This is a genomic window from Collinsella sp. i06-0019-1H4 (assembly GCF_042849575.1).
Classification (GTDB): domain Bacteria; phylum Actinomycetota; class Coriobacteriia; order Coriobacteriales; family Coriobacteriaceae; genus Collinsella.
In genome coordinates, this window is sequence record NZ_BAABYB010000001.1 from 495,054 (window position 1) to 513,580 (window position 18,527).

At 60.0% G+C, this 18,527-nt stretch carries 12 protein-coding genes; all 12 read left to right on the forward strand.

The genetic code is table 11. From position 1 onward, the window contains the following. Positions 1-3: 3 nt before the first annotated feature. Positions 4-1,314, forward strand: coding sequence for a molybdopterin-guanine dinucleotide biosynthesis protein B (mobB, locus tag ACGHEN_RS02050; RefSeq protein WP_390397007.1), 1,311 nt, complete (start codon positions 4-6; stop codon positions 1,312-1,314). Positions 1,315-1,466: 152 nt separating this feature from the next. After that, positions 1,467-2,747, forward strand: coding sequence for an MFS transporter (locus ACGHEN_RS02055; RefSeq protein ID WP_390397010.1), 1,281 nt, complete (start codon positions 1,467-1,469; stop codon positions 2,745-2,747). Positions 2,748-2,957: 210 nt separating this feature from the next. Then, on the forward strand, positions 2,958-3,779 hold the full coding sequence (locus ACGHEN_RS02060) for an HAD family hydrolase (protein ID WP_390397013.1): 822 nt from the start codon (positions 2,958-2,960) through the stop codon (positions 3,777-3,779). Positions 3,780-4,650: 871 nt separating this feature from the next. Continuing rightward, complete coding sequence (locus tag ACGHEN_RS02065; protein ID WP_390397016.1) at positions 4,651-7,641, forward strand: Spy0128 family protein; 2,991 nt, start codon at positions 4,651-4,653, stop codon at positions 7,639-7,641. Beyond that, positions 7,634-9,292 carry a SpaA isopeptide-forming pilin-related protein gene (locus ACGHEN_RS02070; protein ID WP_390397019.1) on the forward strand — a complete coding sequence of 553 codons (1,659 nt, stop codon included), beginning with the start codon at positions 7,634-7,636 and terminating at the stop codon, positions 9,290-9,292. Before ACGHEN_RS02065 ends, ACGHEN_RS02070 begins: the two co-directional genes overlap by 8 nt. 114 nt (positions 9,293-9,406) lie before the next feature. Then, entirely contained in the window at positions 9,407-11,194 is a 1,788-nt protein-coding gene (locus ACGHEN_RS02075) for an isopeptide-forming domain-containing fimbrial protein (protein ID WP_225093227.1), read from the forward strand. 684 nt (positions 11,195-11,878) lie between these two features. Beyond that, positions 11,879-12,847 (forward strand): MarR family transcriptional regulator, encoded by a 969-nt coding sequence (locus tag ACGHEN_RS02080; RefSeq protein ID WP_390397022.1) that lies wholly within the window; start codon positions 11,879-11,881, stop codon positions 12,845-12,847. After that, a complete protein-coding gene (locus ACGHEN_RS02085) occupies positions 12,829-13,602 on the forward strand; it encodes a hypothetical protein (protein WP_390397024.1) in 774 nt (257 codons plus the stop codon). The genes ACGHEN_RS02080 and ACGHEN_RS02085 overlap by 19 nt, the downstream gene beginning before the upstream one ends. A gap of 132 nt (positions 13,603-13,734) precedes the next feature. Further along, positions 13,735-14,652 (forward strand): class C sortase, encoded by a 918-nt coding sequence (locus ACGHEN_RS02090; protein WP_390397027.1) that lies wholly within the window; start codon positions 13,735-13,737, stop codon positions 14,650-14,652. 303 nt (positions 14,653-14,955) lie between these two features. Further along, the gene (gene gatC / locus ACGHEN_RS02095) at positions 14,956-15,267 is read left to right on the forward strand and encodes an Asp-tRNA(Asn)/Glu-tRNA(Gln) amidotransferase subunit GatC (RefSeq protein ID WP_055250987.1); all 312 of its coding nucleotides are present in this window, start codon (positions 14,956-14,958) and stop codon (positions 15,265-15,267) included. Then, positions 15,267-16,781, forward strand: coding sequence for an Asp-tRNA(Asn)/Glu-tRNA(Gln) amidotransferase subunit GatA (gene gatA, locus ACGHEN_RS02100; RefSeq protein ID WP_373574619.1), 1,515 nt, complete (start codon positions 15,267-15,269; stop codon positions 16,779-16,781). Before gatC ends, gatA begins: the two co-directional genes overlap by 1 nt. After that, positions 16,781-18,457 carry an Asp-tRNA(Asn)/Glu-tRNA(Gln) amidotransferase subunit GatB gene (gene gatB / locus ACGHEN_RS02105; RefSeq protein WP_271736870.1) on the forward strand — a complete coding sequence of 559 codons (1,677 nt, stop codon included), beginning with the start codon at positions 16,781-16,783 and terminating at the stop codon, positions 18,455-18,457. Before gatA ends, gatB begins: the two co-directional genes overlap by 1 nt. Positions 18,458-18,527: the final 70 nt, after the last annotated feature.

Genomic DNA, 18,527 nt, shown 5'->3' on the forward strand with positions numbered 1-18,527 from the left:
CATATGGCCAAGAGCAGGTACGCCGATGCCACCAAGGCCGCTCGCAGGGCCGCGATGTCTGCCCACAAAGCCACGGCTGCGGCGAATACTGGCAACGCCGACGCGTCCGCGCAGCCGTCTGCCGGCGCTGCTGCCCAGCCCGCCCGCGACGCCCGCCGCGACGAGCTGACGCACGTGAATGCCAAGGGCGAGGTTCGTATGGTCGACGTGTCCGACAAGGCCGAGACCCATCGCATCGCCATCGCCGAGGGCACCATCCTCATGCACCCCGAGACGCAGGCCATGGTACTGCAGGACCGCGCCAAAAAGGGCGACGTGCTTGCCTGCGCGCGTGTGGCGGGCATTATGGCCATCAAACGCACGAGCGATATCATCCCCATGTGCCATCCGCTGCTCATTACCAAGAGCAAGTGCGACATTGCGCCCATCGCTTCGGCGGGGACGCCGGCCGAGGACGTGCCCGAGGGCTGGGCGCCGGCGCGCGCGGACGGACAGGTTGGCTTTCACGTGCTGGTCACGGCGGGCGTGACGGGCAAGACGGGTATCGAGATGGAGGCCCTGACCGGCGCGAGTGCCGCGTGCCTGACCATCTATGACATGTGCAAGGCCGTCGACCGCGGCATGGAGATCGTCGACGTGCGCCTGCTGCACAAGGAAGGCGGCCGCTCGGGCGTGTGGGATCGTGCCGAACGCCAGGCTGCTGCCGTTGAGTCCGTGGCCGCTGCCGGTGCCGCGCCCGCGAGCGCACCCGTCGCCGTCGCGCCCGCAGCTCCCACTCCGGCCGTCCCCGCGATCGCGTTTATCGGCTACCAGAACTCGGGCAAGACCACGCTCGTCGAGAAGGTCATTGCCGAGCTCACCCGCCGCGGCCTGCGCGTGGGTTCGCTCAAGCATCATGGGCATCACGGCTTTGACATCGATGTACCCGCTAAGGACACCTGGCGCCATCACCAGGCTGGCTCCAAGCATGTGGGGCTCATCTGCGCCACGCGCTGGGCGGAGTACGCCGACACGCGCGAGGAGGACGAGATGCCCGCGCGCGAGTTGCTGTCGCGTTACAACGATGTCGACGTGGTGATCATCGAGGGCTACAAGACCGAGGGCTTCGACAACATCGTCGTCGCGCGCTCCGGTGTCGACCGTCTGCGCGGCAAGAGCTCGCTCGACCTGGTCGACGGTCACACGCTGGCCCTTGCCTGCAACGAGGCCCTGGCACGCCAGGCATTCGACGCCGGCTTTGCGACCCGGGCCATCAACATTAACGACGCCCGAGCCATCTGCGATCTGATCCAAGATCATCTCGGTAGATCTTAGGGACATGCCTTACAATCTACCAAGTAGTTCATGACGGGCGAAAAACGGAGAGAAGGGGCTTGATGCGTCCTTAATGTTTCATGCGGATAGATTGATTTGACAGACGGTGGCGAATGCCCGCCGTCCGCATTCGTATGAAACAAGGAGTCTCCATGCTCGTCTCTCTTTTCTCAAAGCCTCAATCGTCGCTGTCCGCGCAGGCCAAGCGCCTGGTAGCGATGCGCTTTCTCATCTACACCGGGTTTCAGACCAGCTACTTTATCGGCGTCATCGGAACGCTTACCTATGCGGACGGCGCTTCGGTCGTCGCGACATCGCTGGCCGTCCTGTTTATGAACGTTTTCGTGATCCTGGGATCCTTTGTGGGTGGCGCGGCGCTTGACGCCTGGGGTTCGCGCCGCCATTTCTTGCTGAGCATCGTCGGCGCGCTCGCAACTGGCACGGCAATCATCGCCTTTGGTAGCGCGACCGGTATCGTCCTGCTCGGCGCGGTGTTCCTGGGCTTTACGATGGGATTCGCCCAGCCCATCGCCACGTCCTATCCGGCCTACCTCACCGACGATCCTGTCGAGCTCAAAGACATCAACTCCGCCATCGCCATGTTTTCAAACGTGAGTATCATCGTTGGCCCCACGCTGGGCGGCTTTGTCGCGGCGGCTGCGTCGTCGCGCGCGGTGTTTGTGCTCATGATGCTCTTTACCGTGCTGGCGCTCATCGCCGGCTGGGGCTTTAGGCCGCAGACCAGCCATGTCGCCGGGCATGCGGATGCCGATTCGGCAGAGGAAGGGGAGCGTGCGGGGCAAAGCTCCAACCCCAGCGCATCCACTCGCGCCACCTTCGCGACTAGCATCAAGACGGTCTTCACCAACAGCGTCCTCGCGCTACTTTTCTGCATCATTTTTCTTTCGAACTTTGGCTACGGAGCCTTCGATCCGCTCGAGTCGTTTTTCTATCGCGATGTCCTACGCGTCGGCGTTGAGTGGATGGGCTGGCTCTCGTCGGCCTCGGGCGTGGGCGCGGTGCTGGGTGCCGTGCTCGCGCTCCGCTTGCCGCCGCACTTGGTAAACCTAAAAACGCTGCTCGTGGCACTTATGTCCGTGGGCCTGGGAAGTCTGCTCTATGTGGGGACGCCGTACGTGGGCGTGGCCCTCGTCGGCCAGATCGCCCTGGGCATAGCTTGGGGTGTCGTCAACCCGCTCCACAACACCATTGTGCAAACGACGGCACCGCTTGAGCAGCTCGGCCGCGTGAACTCGGTTATGGGCTTTGGCAACATGTTCGCCGGCGTGGCCCCGCTGGCGATTGCCCCGTGGCTGGCGGCGACGTTTGGCGTGCAGCAGACGCTCATCGGAGCAGGCATGGTCGTGACGGCAGTCCCCGCGGCGTTGCTGCTGTTTGGGCGCTGCCATTTTGATCGTGCCGTAAAGCAGTAAAGACCATCACAACATTCGATGAAAATCGCGATTTTGCCGAAAAACGTCGAATGTTGTGATGGTTTGGCCCGCAAACGTCACTTCCACCACAAAGGGGCCAGGCACCTTTGTGGTGGATTTTGCTTTGACGGGCCACGCCTGTGCCTTGGTATACCATGTACGCCGTTCACGAATACACCCCACACCGCCGCACAACCCAGAAAGGCCCCTATGGACACCACCTTCAGCCACATCAAAGCCGTGTTCTGCGATATCGACGGCACGCTGCTCACGAGCCAGCACACGGTGTCCCCGCGCACCGTGGCGGCGATCCGCGCCCTGCGCGAGCGCGGCGTGCTCTTTGGCCTGTGCACCGGGCGCGACGCCCACGCGACCGAGGCCATGTACGAGCTCTGGGGCATCGAAGGCCTGGTAGACGTGATGGTGGGCTGCGGTGGCGCCGAGGTCATCGACCGCGCGCACGACATCAACGAGCTGAGCTATCCGCTGCCGGGTGAGACCATCGCGCGTATCTGCGAGCACATGGCGGACCTTCCGGCAACGCCCGTCTGCCCCCGAGACGGCGTGTTCTACGTGCCCGAGAGCAACGCGTGCGTCGAGCACCTGTCGCGCGTCGATGGCGTGCCCTATCAGGTGGTCGATTTTGCCGAGTTTTTACGCGAGCCGCAGCCCAAGGTGATGTTTACCATGGCGCCCGAGGTAATGCCGCGGGTGATTGAGCGAGCGTCGACGTTTGCCGATAACACCGTTAAGGCGGCGGCTCTGCAAACCACGCAGCGGCTCTACGAGTTCATGGATCCGCGCGTGTCCAAGACGCGCGGCCTTGTGCGTGTGGCGGAGCTCAACGGCATGGAGCTCCAGAACATCTGCGTGTTTGGCGATGCCGATAACGACACCTGCATGGTTGCCGACGCCGGCGTGGGCGTGGCCATGGCAAACGGCAGCGATGCCACCCGCTCCGCCGCCGATTTTGTAACCGCGAGCAACGACGAAGACGGCATCGCGATCTTTATCGAGGAACATCTGCTGTAGCGCCGGGGGAGAGCCACCACAAAGGGAATAGGCACCTTTGTGGCGGCCTCAGGCGATTTGGGCGAAATGATGCCTAAAATCTGCGCGAAAATTTAAATATAGTTGTCTGAACATCACGCTTCTAACTACCGACGGGTTAAAGATATTCTCATCAGTTTGGTAGGATATTCCTTCCGGTTAATGACCTACCGCCCACGGTCGATTTTCGACCGTTCACAGGATGTTTGCTCTTGAGCAAAATGTTGTGCAAATAAATCTAATGCCATTAAAAAATAATAGGCAACTAAATTACCAGCAGAAACAAAATATAGATAGCGAATAAACGAAGGTAAATCTGAGCAAATGTCAAGAGAATTGAGAACTCGCTACAAAAATGTCGGTTTTGTTGCTCAGATGTTTAAACAATCGTTATAATTGCATTACTAAACGAGCGCAATTACAGATTGCGCAGATACGTTTGATGGTGAAAGAGCAAGATCGCGGTCTCTTGGGGAGGAGACATCGATGAAAGCGAATTCAGACAAATCTAAGCAGAGTAAAAAAGCGACGCGCCGTGTACTGGCAGGCGTTTTGTGCGGAGCCTCCGTTTTGAGCCTGGTACTGTCGCTCGTCATGCCCCCGATCTCGCAGGCCATTGCCAACGATGCCCAGGCAGCTCCTACCGAGGAAACTGTGATGGGGGGGGGGTTCCTCAAGCGAATCTACTGTTGTAGACAACACCACTAACGGGGATGCCGAGAACCAGAATAGTGATGATGCCGAGAATGGCGAGACCGATCCTTCAAATGGCCTTGAGCAGAATCAGGTTGAGGATCAGCCTGAGGACGAGCTACTGGGTGAAGACGGCAAGTCGTCGGATGACAATGCTGCAATGGCGGTCGCGGAAGGCGAGCAGGCCGAAGCGGCATCCGGTGAGATAGATAGTGCGGAAAAGCTGAAAACTGAGCTGGAGAAGGCGAGCGACGCTGCCAACTTTAAGCTTACGAAAGATATTGTTACCAGCGAGACAATTCAGCTCAATAAAAGCGGCAGTATTATCACGTTGGATCTAAATGGCTGCAAGATTAAGCATGAGAGTCCCAATCAGCCTCTCTTCAATATCACCGCTGGAGCAACGTTGACCGTCAAGGACAGCCAGCAAGCTGCCCCGACAGAGACCATGGTTAATGGAGTAAATAACGGCAATCTCGCTTCAATGGAATACGACGGTTCCAGCATCCCGACCAAGCTTACCTACTACGTAACCGAATCGGTCGCAAAGGGAACCGGTACAACCGAGACCCTTAAAGGGTATAAGGCTGATATCAAGGGCGCCATCGTGGCGTGCGGTAACGCCGACGCTACTGGTTTAAAGCTCGTCAACCTTTATAATGGCGGCAACTTCAATTTTGAAAGTGGCGTACTCACACAAAAGAAGGATGACCGTATCGGCAACCTCATCTATGCCGAGAACGGCTCTACCGTCAACATGAGCGGTGGATACGTTTGTGGTGCCTCTACGGGAACTTCGGGTGCCGGCGCGGGCATTATGGTGTCCAACGCGAATGGCGGCGCTTCGACCCTCAATTTGACCGGTGGCGTAATTGCAGGCAACTATGCCTCCAATGGCGGCGGCGTGTACGCTAACGGATCCACAATTAATATGACCGGCGGCACGATTTCCGGTAACGGTACGTTCAAAGATCGATCAGGCTACGGCGCCGGTGTTTGTGCCGTTGGTTCAACAGTAGTCATTTCAGGTGGTTACATTACCAACAACAACTATCAGTTCTACAGCGACAATGAAGGCTCTACGAAGCATATCGGCAACGGATGTCACGGCGGTGGTGGTATTGCTGCCTTCAATAACGGCAGTCTCACAATTAACGGTGGCTACATCACCGGTAACTATTCTGCCGAGGCCGGTGGCGGTATTTATGCTGGCGCTTGGAATCAGGCCCTCTCCTTGTTTTCGTTCTCTGGTGGAAGCATCGCCAGCAATGTGGCGCAAAACTCTGAGGGCGGCGGCATCCGTATCGCTGCGCCTACAGTTGGCGAATTTAATGTGATCGGCAAGAAAGCCTACATAACTAACAATACGACTAATACCCCCAATGACTGGGGCGGCGGCGGCGTGTTTGTCCAGGGAGGCAACAGTGCCGAAGGCGTTAATTCGGCGTGTCTCAAGATATCCAACGCCCTGATTACCAAAAACTCGGCCAAGGGCTATGGTGGTGGCTTCGCGGCCTGCCCGAGCGGCAAGACGGCGATTACAGATGCCAATGGTATTGCGATTTTCGGAAACACCGATGCAAACGGTGAGAATCTATCAGGCGGCACCAATGGTAAGAATGAAGACCAGCCTTCAAGTGTTGATGGCGGTGAGATTACTGATGACTTCAAGAGGCGTGGCCATGAGGACCTCTTCCTTATCCGCAAGTCGGATAACGCTGACTATATCGCAGCCGTAACGGGCCAGATGCTCGGCGGTGGTGCTGCAAATTGGTCGGGCACGATTGACGGTCAGCTTGCGACCATCGGTAAGTATGACGGAGCCCAAGCCAAGTACATGATTGGCCTAAAGTCCAAACCGTCCGCTGAAGATCAAAATGCTGCTATAGGGCTGGCTACGTTATATATCACGGGCAACAGCTCCAATATCCACGGTGGCGGAATCATGACCAACGGAGACGTTGTCGCCGGTTCCACTCGAGAGGTCAAGGTTTACCCCAAGATGAAGCTCAACGGCACCAAGGTGCTTGAGGGCGGCAAGCTTAAAGGAAATGATTTCGATTTCCAGCTTCTCAGGCAGAACAAGATTATTAACGAACTAGGCGAGATCTCATATACGATTCCGAGCTTTGACTCCAATGGTGATCTTCAGCTCAATCGCTGCTCGGTGGTCGATACGGTGAAAAACGATGAGAACGGAAATCTCACCTTTGATCTGGGTGAAGTTTATGCCGATGACGATCTTGTTTACTACTTGGTAGAGGTTCCGGGCACGGACAAGGACAAGGGCGTGACTTACGACAAAACGATCTACAAAATTGATCCTGAGGTTGTGAAGGATGAGGGCAAGTCGCACAACGTGCTTGACATTAAATACACGTATTACAAAGTCAAGAGCGTTTCGGTAACAAAGGTAAAAAATGACGGCGCTGGCGCAAGAACGCCAGAAACAGAACCAGCAGCCGTCACAGAAGCTGAAGGCGAAAACGCTGTTATCGTTGCGCTTACTAGTGGTGCAGCTTTCACCAACAAGTACACTCCGTACACCTCCAAGGGCTCTTGGACTCCCAAGGTGACTAAGGTTGTTAGGGGTGGCGAGATGAAGGAGTTCACGCTCGAGCTTGCGGATAACGATAAGTTCGATAATGCCGAGACGGTTACGACTGACCCCAAGGGCGAGATTACCCCCACTGCCGACGGTGGCAAGTCCCAGACCCGGAGCTTCAAGCCGATCGAGTACGAACTCAATCAACTCGACAAGCTCGCGTCCGACTCCACGGGCCGTGGCGCTTCCAAGACCTTCACGTACTATGTGCGCGAGAAAACTGACGGTTCGCTGTTCTCGCACTATAAATATGACAAGTCTGTCTATCGATTTGACGTCACGATGACGGACAATACAAACGGCAAAATCGAGCCCACGAATGTGGCCTGCACCAAGATCGTTGACGCCGACGGTAATCCCATCGATGGCACCAAGCCCGAGTCCACCCCAACCTTCACCAATATCTACTCCACCTCTTTGCCCCTTTCTGGTATGTCGGGCGTCACTCTGACGTACCTTGCCGGCGCGGCGGTGCTTTGCGCTGCTGCGGCCTGGATGCACATTCGTCGCAAGGCGAATGCGAAGGGAGGCGAGCGTCGTGAATAAGAAAGTTTGCTCCTTCCCGATCTTGTTTGCGCTGCTTGCCCTCCTGATCGGCGCCTGCGCGGTCGTGTTCCCCGCTTCCGCGCAGGCCGCGCCGACCTCGACCGGTTCCATCACGGTGAGCGGTACCGTGGCGCGCAGCTACGACGCCTACCAGATCTTTAGCGCCAACGTCGTCGACGGCGACAGCGACGCCAAGATCGCCACCGACCTCGCCTGGGCAAGCGACGCCGTGCGTGACGCCGCGCTGCTTGTGCTGCACAGCGCCGGCATGCCCAATTCCCAGACCACCGCGCAGGAAGCTGCTGAGTGGCTCAACACCGATTCCCACCTCACGAGCGCGCTGAGCGCACAGCTCGCTCGTTCCCTCCAGAGCTCTGGCGCCGTGTCCGTGGCCCTTAACGCGGGCACGACGGCCGGGCTACCCTGCGGCTACTGGCTCATCGTCGCCAATGACGACGCCATCTCCCAAAACGAGGCCGGCACCGCGCCGGTCATGGTCCTGGTCGGCGGCAGCGCCGTCACCGTCAAGCCCAAGGCCGCGACGCCCAGGGTGGCCAAGCACGTGCTGGAGGACAGCACCGCCGCCTGGCAGAAGGCCGCCGACGCCACGGTCGCAGACGACCTGTACTGGCGCCTCTCGGCCACGGTCCCGGCGGGGCTCACTGCCTACGACACCTATACGGTGCGGTTCGTCGACACCATGAGCGCGGGGCTCGACCCCTCCAAGGTGGCCGCGAGCATGCATGTGTACGTGGCGGCGGGTGCGGACGGCGGCTTCGACGCTGTCTCGACCGGCAAGGACGGCCGCGTCGGCACCGAGCCCGCGAAGGGCTGGACCGACATCACGGCCCAGTGCGCCACCAAGGTAGCGGCCGACGGCAAGACCTTCACCGTGCGCACCGGCGACCTGATCGCCGCGCTCGGCGGGGCCGACGCCTTTACCGCGGGCGCCCGCGTGGTCGCCGTGTACAATGCGCCGCTCAACAGCGCGTGCAACCACGGCATCACGAAGGGCAACCCCAACGAGGTTTACCTGCGCTACCCGCGCTCTCCTCTTGCCGACCAGTCCGGCGACGCCGGCTTCACCCGCACGCCGAGCGACGACGCGTGCGCCTACACCTGGGATCTCGCGCTTACCAAGCGCGGCAGCGACGGCGACAAGCCGCTGCCCGGGGCGGTGCTGAGCATCACCGACGACCGCGGTCGCACGCTGGCGGCCGACGGCACGTGGGATGCGGAAGGTAAGGCCACCGTCACCACGGGCGAGGACGGCCGCGTGACCGTCTCGGGCGTGGACTCGGGCAAGCTGGAGGTCCGCGAGCTCAAGGCGCCCAAGGGCTACACCGCCCCTGAGGGCACGCGCTCCGTGACGGTCAAGACCGAGGGCCTGGACGTCGACCAGGTGGCCGCCGCCAAGCCCAAACTCACCATCACGGCCGAGTCGCCCCTGCGCGCCGACAGCGCGGACGGGTCGACGGGCAGCCTGGAGGCGTCGCTCATTAATACGCCCACCAAGGATTCCCCTCGAGGCTTTATGCCCTCGACAGGAGATATGGCAATGTTCGCCGCGGCCGCCGTGGCGGTCGCCGGAGCCGTGCTGATTCTGGCCGCGCTCCTGGTCAAGGGGGGAAGTGGCAACCATAAAGAGTAGCTGTCGCTCCCACCGAGAGCGGGGCGAGACATAACGAAGCAGATGCTAAGGCACAGACAGACAGATTTAGATCAAACGGACTTCAAGCAGAAAGCAGAGGAAAAGAAGATGAGCATGAGCAAGAACATCGCACGCCTGGCAGTAACCGCCGGCCTCACAGCAGCGCTGAGCTTCGGCGGAGTTATGGCGCCGGTGACCATGGCGTTTGCCGAGGGAACGGGGTCGACCGTCACGTTCGAGGACGCCGATTACACTGCGTCCACGACCTATAAGGGTATCCAGATCTTCAAGGCAAAGGTCACGACGACCGGTGGGAATACGACGGTGAGTAGCATCGAATGGGCCAGCTCCGAAGCCCAAACTGCTGTCGTAAACGCCATCAAGACAAAGGATACATCCTACGATAGCGAGAACGCACAGGATGCTGCCGATTGGCTTAGCATCAAATCTGAAGTTACCGGGACCGATTCGAAGGTTGCTAGCGACAACGTTCTCAGTCTAATCGCCGATGGCCTGAAGAGCAGCACCGCCTGGAAGGTGACGAGCGAGGGCAGTGCATCCCTTTCCGGACTCGGCGCCGGCTACTGGCTCTTCCTCACCGCTACTCCCGGTAAGCCTGCTGACAAGTCGACCGATGTGTTCACCTCTCCCGTCTACGCCGTGATCGACGGCGTGAACGCGAAGACCGTTATGCCAAAGAAGGGCGTGCCCACTGTCGAGAAGAAGGTCCTCGACGATGCCGACGCCGCCGATGCCGCCGACATCAAGGGCTCCAACAAATGGAATGATGTCGCCGATTCCCAGATCGGCCAGGAAGTTAACTACAAGCTTACCGGCACGATCGCCAGCAACTACGCTACCTTTGGCACGTATGCTTACAAGTTCACCGACGGGCTTTCCAATGGCCTTGACTATGTCAAAGGCTCGGTTAAGGTGTACGCGCTGAACGGCGAGACTTACAGCGAGATTAAGTCGAGCAATTATACCGTGACGGATGCTGATGCTAGCAACAACAACACGCTGACGGTCGAGTTTAAGACCGGAGACGGCAAGAAGGGCCTCAAGGACGTCAGTGACGTGAACGCCGACACCAAGATCGTTGTCCTTTACAAGGCCAAGCTCAACGGCAACGCCGTGATCGGCAACGCAACCGACGGCAACAAGGGCGGTAACCCCAACACCGTCAAGCTCGAGTACTCCAACAACCCGTATGCCGAGGGCACGGGCGAGACGATCGAGGATACCGTCGCCGACTTCGCGTTCAAGCTCAACCTCAACAAGGTCGACCAGGGCACCGAGAGGGGCCTTGCGGGCGCCGTCTTCACCATCCAGTCCGATGATGCGAACACTCAAGGCCAGTATATCGCCTCGAAGGACGACCCCACCGCGGGCGTCGTCGCGGGCCAGCTCGTGACCGTTGCCGGCACCACCAGCCTTCCCGGTTACGTGAAGTTCACGTCTGGCGATAATGGCCAGATTGCCGTGAAAGGTCTCGATGAAGGCTCCTACAAGGTGACCGAGGTCCAGGCTCCCAATGAGAAGTACACCAAGGCCAACCCCTTCACTTTCACCATCACCGCGACGTATGATGACGCGAGCATGAAGGTGACGGGCCTCACGGCGGCGGTTTCCAAGGCCGACGAGGGCCGCACCGACATCGCCTTCGGTAAGCTCGACGGCAATGACGGAGACAATAAGCTGACCGGTACGGATGGCACCGGCACCAACGCCGCCACCGGTGAGATCACCATCAACGTCGGCAACACCAAGTCCGTCGGCCTCCCGCTGACCGGCCTCAACGGCGTGACCTTCACTTGGATCGCTGGTGGCGCGGTGCTGTGCATCGGCGTGGCGCATCTCATCCGCAGCCGTAAGCAGGCTGAGGAGTCCGAGCAGGAGTAACGCTCGCTCACCCATCCCTTTGGCAGGTGGGATGTGATGGCCATGAGACTTGCGGACACTTTTCTCGTCCATCGACGTTCTTGCTTTGCCATTCTCTTTTCGGGGCAGACTCCGCACTGGAGTCTGCCCCGTTCTTTTTGGTAACACAGCCAGGCTCCATTGCCCGATGGATCAAGCATATGAATATCGAACAGATGTTTGCAATTATTGCGTTTACCAGCTGTGGGTGCATACACTCGCAGTAAAATGGCCTTGCGACGCATCCCGTACGCGGGCGGCCGACGACTCGATCGGAGGTCCCCAAATGCTGAAATTCCTTAACGCGCTCGCCGCCCTCGCGGCAGTGGGCACGTTCGTCATCGCGTTTCTTGACTCGCATGAGGTTCGGTTTAAGGTCCGTAGGCGCACGCGCGGTGCGGACGGTGGACGGCATTTGCGCCGAAAGCGCAAATAAGAATGCCCGGGGGTCGGATCCCGGGCATTTAACAAAAACTGAAAACTAGGCCGCCCGCGCTCTCGTACACTTACGCGGGATGCGTCGTTTCCTATTGACATTGTATCCCGAATCGCTCAGCCGATTCGGGACATTTTGAAAACGCAAATGTAGGCTTAGGCACGAACGGTATCTCTTTAATTCCGATAATTATGTATAATTCCAATAAGAACTGGAATCGAACGAAAACAATGGAAATGAACGAAGCGCTAATCTACTTACAAGAAGCACTAGGCCTCTCCGCCAAGACCGAAACTTGGCCTGGATCCGCACGCTTGCCGCTGCATCTGCGGGCGATTGAGGTCCGCGCTGTTGACGCAAACGGTTTTTCGTTTTTGCTTGCAAGTTTGCCTACTGGTGTCGGGCTTCCCGAGGCTAAGAGGGTCTATAGTCAGCTAGCCTTGCGTGCGGAGACTCCTGTTGTCGTTTCGTTTCCTGATGCCGATGCACGTCAGCGCAAAGCATTGGTCGCACAAGGGATTCCCTTTGTCTGCCCCGGTAGACAGGCTTTTCTTCCATTTATGGGCACAGCTTGCACGGAGAGGGGCGGTGCCCGGTTTCGCAATCACGCGACCAAGATGTCACCCAACGCACAGGCTGCCGCAATCTGGGGAGCAGCCCAGGAGCCATATCGCCCCCATGACCTTTGTCGTGCGCTTGGGATCTCGGCAAGCCGCGCGAGTGAGGCCATAACCGAGCTTGTTGACAGGGGACTCGCGAGGCGCGAGCGTCGCGAGCGACGTGTCGTCGTGTTCCCTGTTGCCGTTGATCTTTTGCTCAGCGAGCACATGGCAGAGCTCTCCTCGCCTGTCTCGAAGGTCTTTTTTGCAAGGAAGACGCCGCAGATCGACTATCTTGTTGACGCCGGGGAGACGGCGCTCGCCGCGCGTTCGATGCTCGCTGCACCGGGCATGGAACAAAAGGCCGTCTTAAGAAGTGCATGGCGTCAACTGAGCGACCTCGAAGTCGCAGACGGGGAGTTGCCGGATAACGAAACGGCGATGATTCAAGTGTGGCGCTATGCACCCGTGTTTGCCGGCTCCTCCCGTGTCGACGACATTTCGCTTGCGCTATCTTTGGCGGCAATCGACGATGAGCGAATTCAGCTCGAAGTCGATCGCATGTTTGGAAAGGAATATCCATGGCAAGAAGCGCTGTAGAGGGTCTCCAAGAATTTCAGCAGCATATGCAAGAAGCTGCAGGATCGTATGCTCTTATCGGCGGCACGGCATGCGACATTTTGCTCGCGGAGGCGGGGCTTTCATTCAGGGCGACTCACGATTTTGATGTGGTAATTGTCGCCGATGACCGGTTGCCTCAGACGGCAGAAGCCATATGGACTTTGGTGCGTGATGGCGGCTACCGCTGCGGCTGGGGCGAAGGCAAAGGCTCATGTTTTTATCGGTTTACAGAGCCCAAGAGGCCGGGTTACCCCCATATGATCGAACTCTTCGCGAAGTGCCCCGACTTTCTAAAGGGTCGTGAGGGGATTGATGTGGCGCCAATTCACGTTGATGAAAACATAAGCAGTCTTTCGGCAATTTTGTTGGACGATGCTTACTACAGCTTGTTCCTTCAGGGAATTCGGACCGTAGACGGCGTTTCGGTCCTGGGTACGGAATACATTGTCCCGTTCAAAGCGAAGGCGTATCTCGACCTAAAAGCCAGAAGGGAAGCGGGGGAGAACGTTGATTCGAAGAAGGTAAAAAAGCATAAACGCGATGCGCTGAGGCTTGCTCAGCTGCTTGGCGAGTCGGAAGGTGTAGACCTGGGCGAAGAACTGAAGGACGATATGCTTGCGTTTGTTAAAGATTGCGAGGTGGGCGACGTCAATCTGAAACAGATCGGGGTTGCGGGCGTAACGATGGCGCAGTTGCTCGAGACGATGAAAGCAACATATGGCTTGATTGGTTGAGTGGGGTTACGTGGCCCGAACGGTGCAGTCTAGCTGCGTTGCCAGCCGCGGAAGCTCGCTAATCGGCTATTATTTGTTTAGACAACTTGAGTTGTAGAGGAGTGACCGGCGATGGTGCAGGGCGCCAAACATATGAAGAGCAATAACGCCGCGGACAACGGCGGCTCAAGCCCTCAGCCCAAATCTCAACCAAAGCCCAAGCGCCGCCGCAAGCGACTGCCGCGCTGGGCCGACCGGCTCATCACCATCGTCATCATCCTTATCGGCGTGGGCCTTATGACCTGGCCGTGGATCTTGGACCGGCTCGAGGCCTCGGGCGTGTTTAACCAGATCAGCACGGTGTCCAGCACCGTGGACGCGCTGTCTGCCGAGGAGCGCGAGCGCATCCTGCTCCAGGCGCGCTCCTTTAACGAGCAGCTGGCGGGCGAGGCCACCGAGCTCCCCGCCGACCAGATCGAGCCCTACGCTCAGCAGCTCATCTTTGACCGCGACCCCATGATGAGCTGGGTCGAGATCCCCTCCATCGACGTGAGCATGCCCATCTACCACGGCACGAGCGAAGAAGTCCTCATGGCGGGCGTCGGCCACCTGGAGGGCACGAGCCTGCCGGTGGGCGGCACCTCGACGCATTGCGTGCTCACCGCGCACTCGGGCATGCGCAACCTGAGCATGTTCGACGACATCCACTCGCTGGAGCCCGGCGACCTGGTGCTGCTGCACACCATGAACAAGACGCTCGCCTACAAGATGGTGGACTCCGAGGTGGTGCTGCCCGAGGAGATGGAGTCACTGACCATCGAGCCCGGCGCCGACAAGGTGACGCTCGTCACCTGCACCCCTTACGGCGTGAATGACCATCGCCTGCTGGTGCATTGCGTGCGCACCAAGTACAACAAGAAGGACGTCGACAAGCAAAAGTCGCTGGCCGGCCGCCACTGGGGCAAGCGCGAGTTTGCCGTGCTCATCGTGGTCGTAGCCATTGTGCTGTTGCTGCTGGATATCGTGATCCACGCGGTTCGCAAGCGCCGCAAGACCAAGGCCTCGGCATAAGGCATTCTTCAGAACCACCACAAAGGGGACAGGCACTTTTGTGGTGCTCGTGGCTTTCAAACCATCACAACATTCGATGAAAATCTCGATTTTGGCGAAAAGCGTCGAATGTTGTGATGGTTTTCGTTGTGGACGAGATGGTTTTCGCTATGGACGGTGCGGTTTCGCTGCAGAACCGCCAGCCCGCCGCCTGCCAACCGCCGCCCTCGTTACGTTTTCGCTGCATTTGGGTAAAGCGCCTGCTCCAAGCGGCGTTGCCTTGTATACTAGAGCGGTTTATCTGTTATGCGGAAGGGAGCGCCTATGGCACTCAGCGAGAAAGACGTGCGCGGCATCGCCGAGTACGCAAAAATCGCACTGACCGATGACGAGCTCACCCAGATGACGTCCTACATGAACGACGCCGTCCAGATGCTCGAGCCCGTCTTGCAATATGACTTGCCCGACGTGGAGCCCACGTTCCATCCCATCGGAAGCCTGTCCAACGTGATGGGCGACGACCTGCGCGAGCCCGAGCGCGATCTGCCGCTCGACGTCGCGCTCGAAAACGCCGGCAGCGCGCGCGACCGCTACTTCCGCGTGCCGTCCATTTTGGGAGAGGGGGAGAGCGAGTAATGGCGCAGAGCTTCGATTCCCTTACCGCCGCCCAGATCGCCGCGGGCGTTGCCGCCGGCGACTTTACCGCTACCGAGGTGGCCCAGGCCTCCCTTGCCGCCATCGAGGCGCGCGAGGGCGGGGTCCAGGCATTCCTGCAGGTGGCGCCCGAGCTTGCGCTCGAGGCCGCCGCGCGCGTGGATGCCGACCGTGCCGCAGGCAAGCCGCTGCCCCCGCTCGCGGGCGTGCCGCTGGCCATTAAGGACAACATGAACCTCGTGGGCACGCGCACCACCTGCGCTTCCCGCATGCTCGGGGACTACCAGAGCGTCTACACCGCCACCTGCGTCCAGCGCATGCTCGACGCCGGCTGCCTGCCCATGGGCAAGGCCAACATGGACGAGTTCGCCTTTGGCAGCTCCACCGAGAGCTCGGCGTTCCACCGCACCAACAACCCTTGGGATACCGAGCGCGTGCCCGGCGGCTCCTCGGGCGGCTCCGCTGCCGCCGTCGCCGCGGGCGAGGTCGCGCTCTCGCTGGGCTCGGACACCGGCGGCTCCATTCGCCAGCCGGCGTCGCTGTGCGGCGTGGTGGGCTTTAAGCCCACGTATGGCGCCGTGAGCCGTTACGGCGTGGTTGCCTTTGGCTCGTCGCTCGACCAGGTGGGCCCCTTTGGCCGCACGGTCGAGGATGTCGCGCTGGCCATGAACGCGCTTACCGGCGCGGGCCATGATCCGTACGACTGCACCAGCCAGGATTGCGCCGTCGACTTTACCGAGCATCTCAACGACAGCATCGAGGGCAAGCGCGTGGGCATTATCCCTGCGTTTATGGAGGCCGAGGGCCTGACGCCCGAGGTTAAAGCCGCTGTTCAGCGCGCCGCCCAGGAGCTGCAGAACCAGGGTGCCGAGCTCGTGGAGGTCGACCTGCCGCACCTGGACGCCGCCATCGCCGCCTACTACGTCATCGGCCCGGCCGAGGCGTTCTCCAACCTGGCTCGCTTCGACGGCATTCGCTACGGCTATCAGGAGGAGGGCTGCGCCAACCTGTCCGACCAGAGTTCGCTTTCGCGCGCCCACGGCTTTGGTGCCGAGGCCAAGCGCCGCCAGATGCTCGGTGCCTACCTGCTGAGCTCGGGCGTGTACGACAAGTACTACTACGCTGCGCAGAAGGCCCGCACGCTCATCACGCAGGACTATGACGCCGCGTATGCCAAGGTGGACACCATCCTCATGCCCGCCTCGCCGCGCACGGCCTTTAAGTTTGGCGAGATCAGCGACCCCACGCAGATGTACCTCTCCGACCTGTACACCATCTCGCTCAACATCTGCGGCAACGGTGGCATCTCGGTGCCGCTGGGCCTGGGCGAGGATACTCAGCTGCCCGTTTCTGCCCAGCTGGTTGGTCCGGCCTTCAAGGACCGTCAGCTGCTCACGTTTGCCCGCGCCCTGGAGCGCGGCTTTGCCGATGCCGCCACGGGTGCGCCCGCGCTTTCCGTCGCGCCCGATTTCGCCGGGAAGGGAGGCGAGCTGTAATGAAGGAGCTTTCCGAGGTCCTGCAGGATTGGGAGGCCGTGATCGGCCTAGAGATCCATACAGAGCTCACCGCACTCGATACCAAGATGTTCTGCAACTGCAAGCTCAGCCACGATGACGAGCCTAACGCCAACGTGTGCCCGGTGTGCCTGGGCCTGCCCGGCGCGCTGCCAGTGCCCAACAAGCGCGCCATCGAGAGCATCGTCAAGGCCGGTCTCGCTACCAACTGCGAGATCCAGCGCCACTCGATGTTCTACCGAAAGCACTACTTCTATCCCGATATGGCCAAGAACTTCCAGACCACGCAGGGTCCGGTCGCCTTTGCCATGTACGGCCACCTGGACCTGGACGTGACCGGTCGCGGTGCCGCCGAGCGCCCCGACTGCGCGTTTGGCGAGGCCGAGGCCCAGAGCCTGGCGAGCGCCTCGGCCAACGCCGAGGGTCTGTCCACGTCCATGACGTCGACCATGCGCGAGGGCAACCAGCGCGCCGGCCATCTGGCCAGCTATGACGCGTCCAGCCTGCAGATGCCCGAGCGTCGCGAGGACGGTTCCTACACGGTGCCCATCCGCATCCTGCGCATCCATATGGAGGAGGACGCCGCCAAGATGGTCCACGTGGGCGGTGCCGAGGGCCGCATTACCGCCGCGGCCGAGTCGCTCGTCGACTACAACCGCTGCGGCACGCCGCTCATCGAGCTCGTCACCGAACCCGACCTGCGCACGCCCGAGGAAGCGCGCCTGTTTATGGAGAAGCTCCGTCGCATTTTTGTGACGCTGGGCATTTCCGATTGCTCCATGGAGAAGGGCTCCATGCGCTGCGACGGCAACGTGTCGCTGCGTCGCCGCGGCGAGACCAAGCTGGGCACCAAGACCGAGCTCAAGAACCTCAACTCGTTTAAGAGCCTGCACGATGGCCTTGCCTACGAGATCTGCCGCCAGGCCGAGGTGCTCGAGGAGGGCGGCATCATCTATCAGGAGACCCGCCACTGGGAGCCCAGTCGCAAGCGAACCGTGGTCATGCGTGTGAAGGAGACGGCCGACGACTATCGTCTGTTCCCCGATCCCGACTTGGCGCCGTTCGATCTGGACGACGAGTTTATCGATCGCTGCCGTGGCGAGATTCCCGAGCTGCCCGATGCCAAGCGCGCCCGTTTTGAGGCCGACTTTGGCATTAAGGCGGCAGACGCCGAGCAGATTGCCGGCGACCCCGAGTTTGCCGAGTTCTTTGAGGCCGCCGCTGCCGGCATGGCTGGCAAGGAGGCCCAGACGGTCGCAAACTTGCTGGTGAACGAGATGATCGCCTACCTTAAGGGCGCGGGTGTGTCGCTCGCCGAGTCCGGCATCGCGCCGGCTCAGGTGGCAGCCCTTGCCAAGCTGCTGGCGACCGATGCCATCAGCTCCAATCAGGCGCACGAGGTCTTTGAGGCCATGGCCCAGACCGGCGACGACCCCAATAAGATCGTCGACGAGCGCGGTATGCGTCAGGTGAGCGATGCCGGCGCGCTGCAGCCGATCGTGGACGAGGTGCTGGCAAACTGTGCCGATCAGGCACAGCAGTATCGTGATGGCAACCAGAAGGTCATCGGCTTTTTGGTGGGCCAGTGCATGAAGGCGAGCCGCGGCAAGGGCAACCCGAAGCTCTTCAACGAGTTGCTGAGAACGTCGCTCTCGTAGCTGCGAGGCCGGGGAAGCCCCGAGTCGCCGGGGTATTTCCTCCAAATTTCAAACAGTCCTATGCAAGACG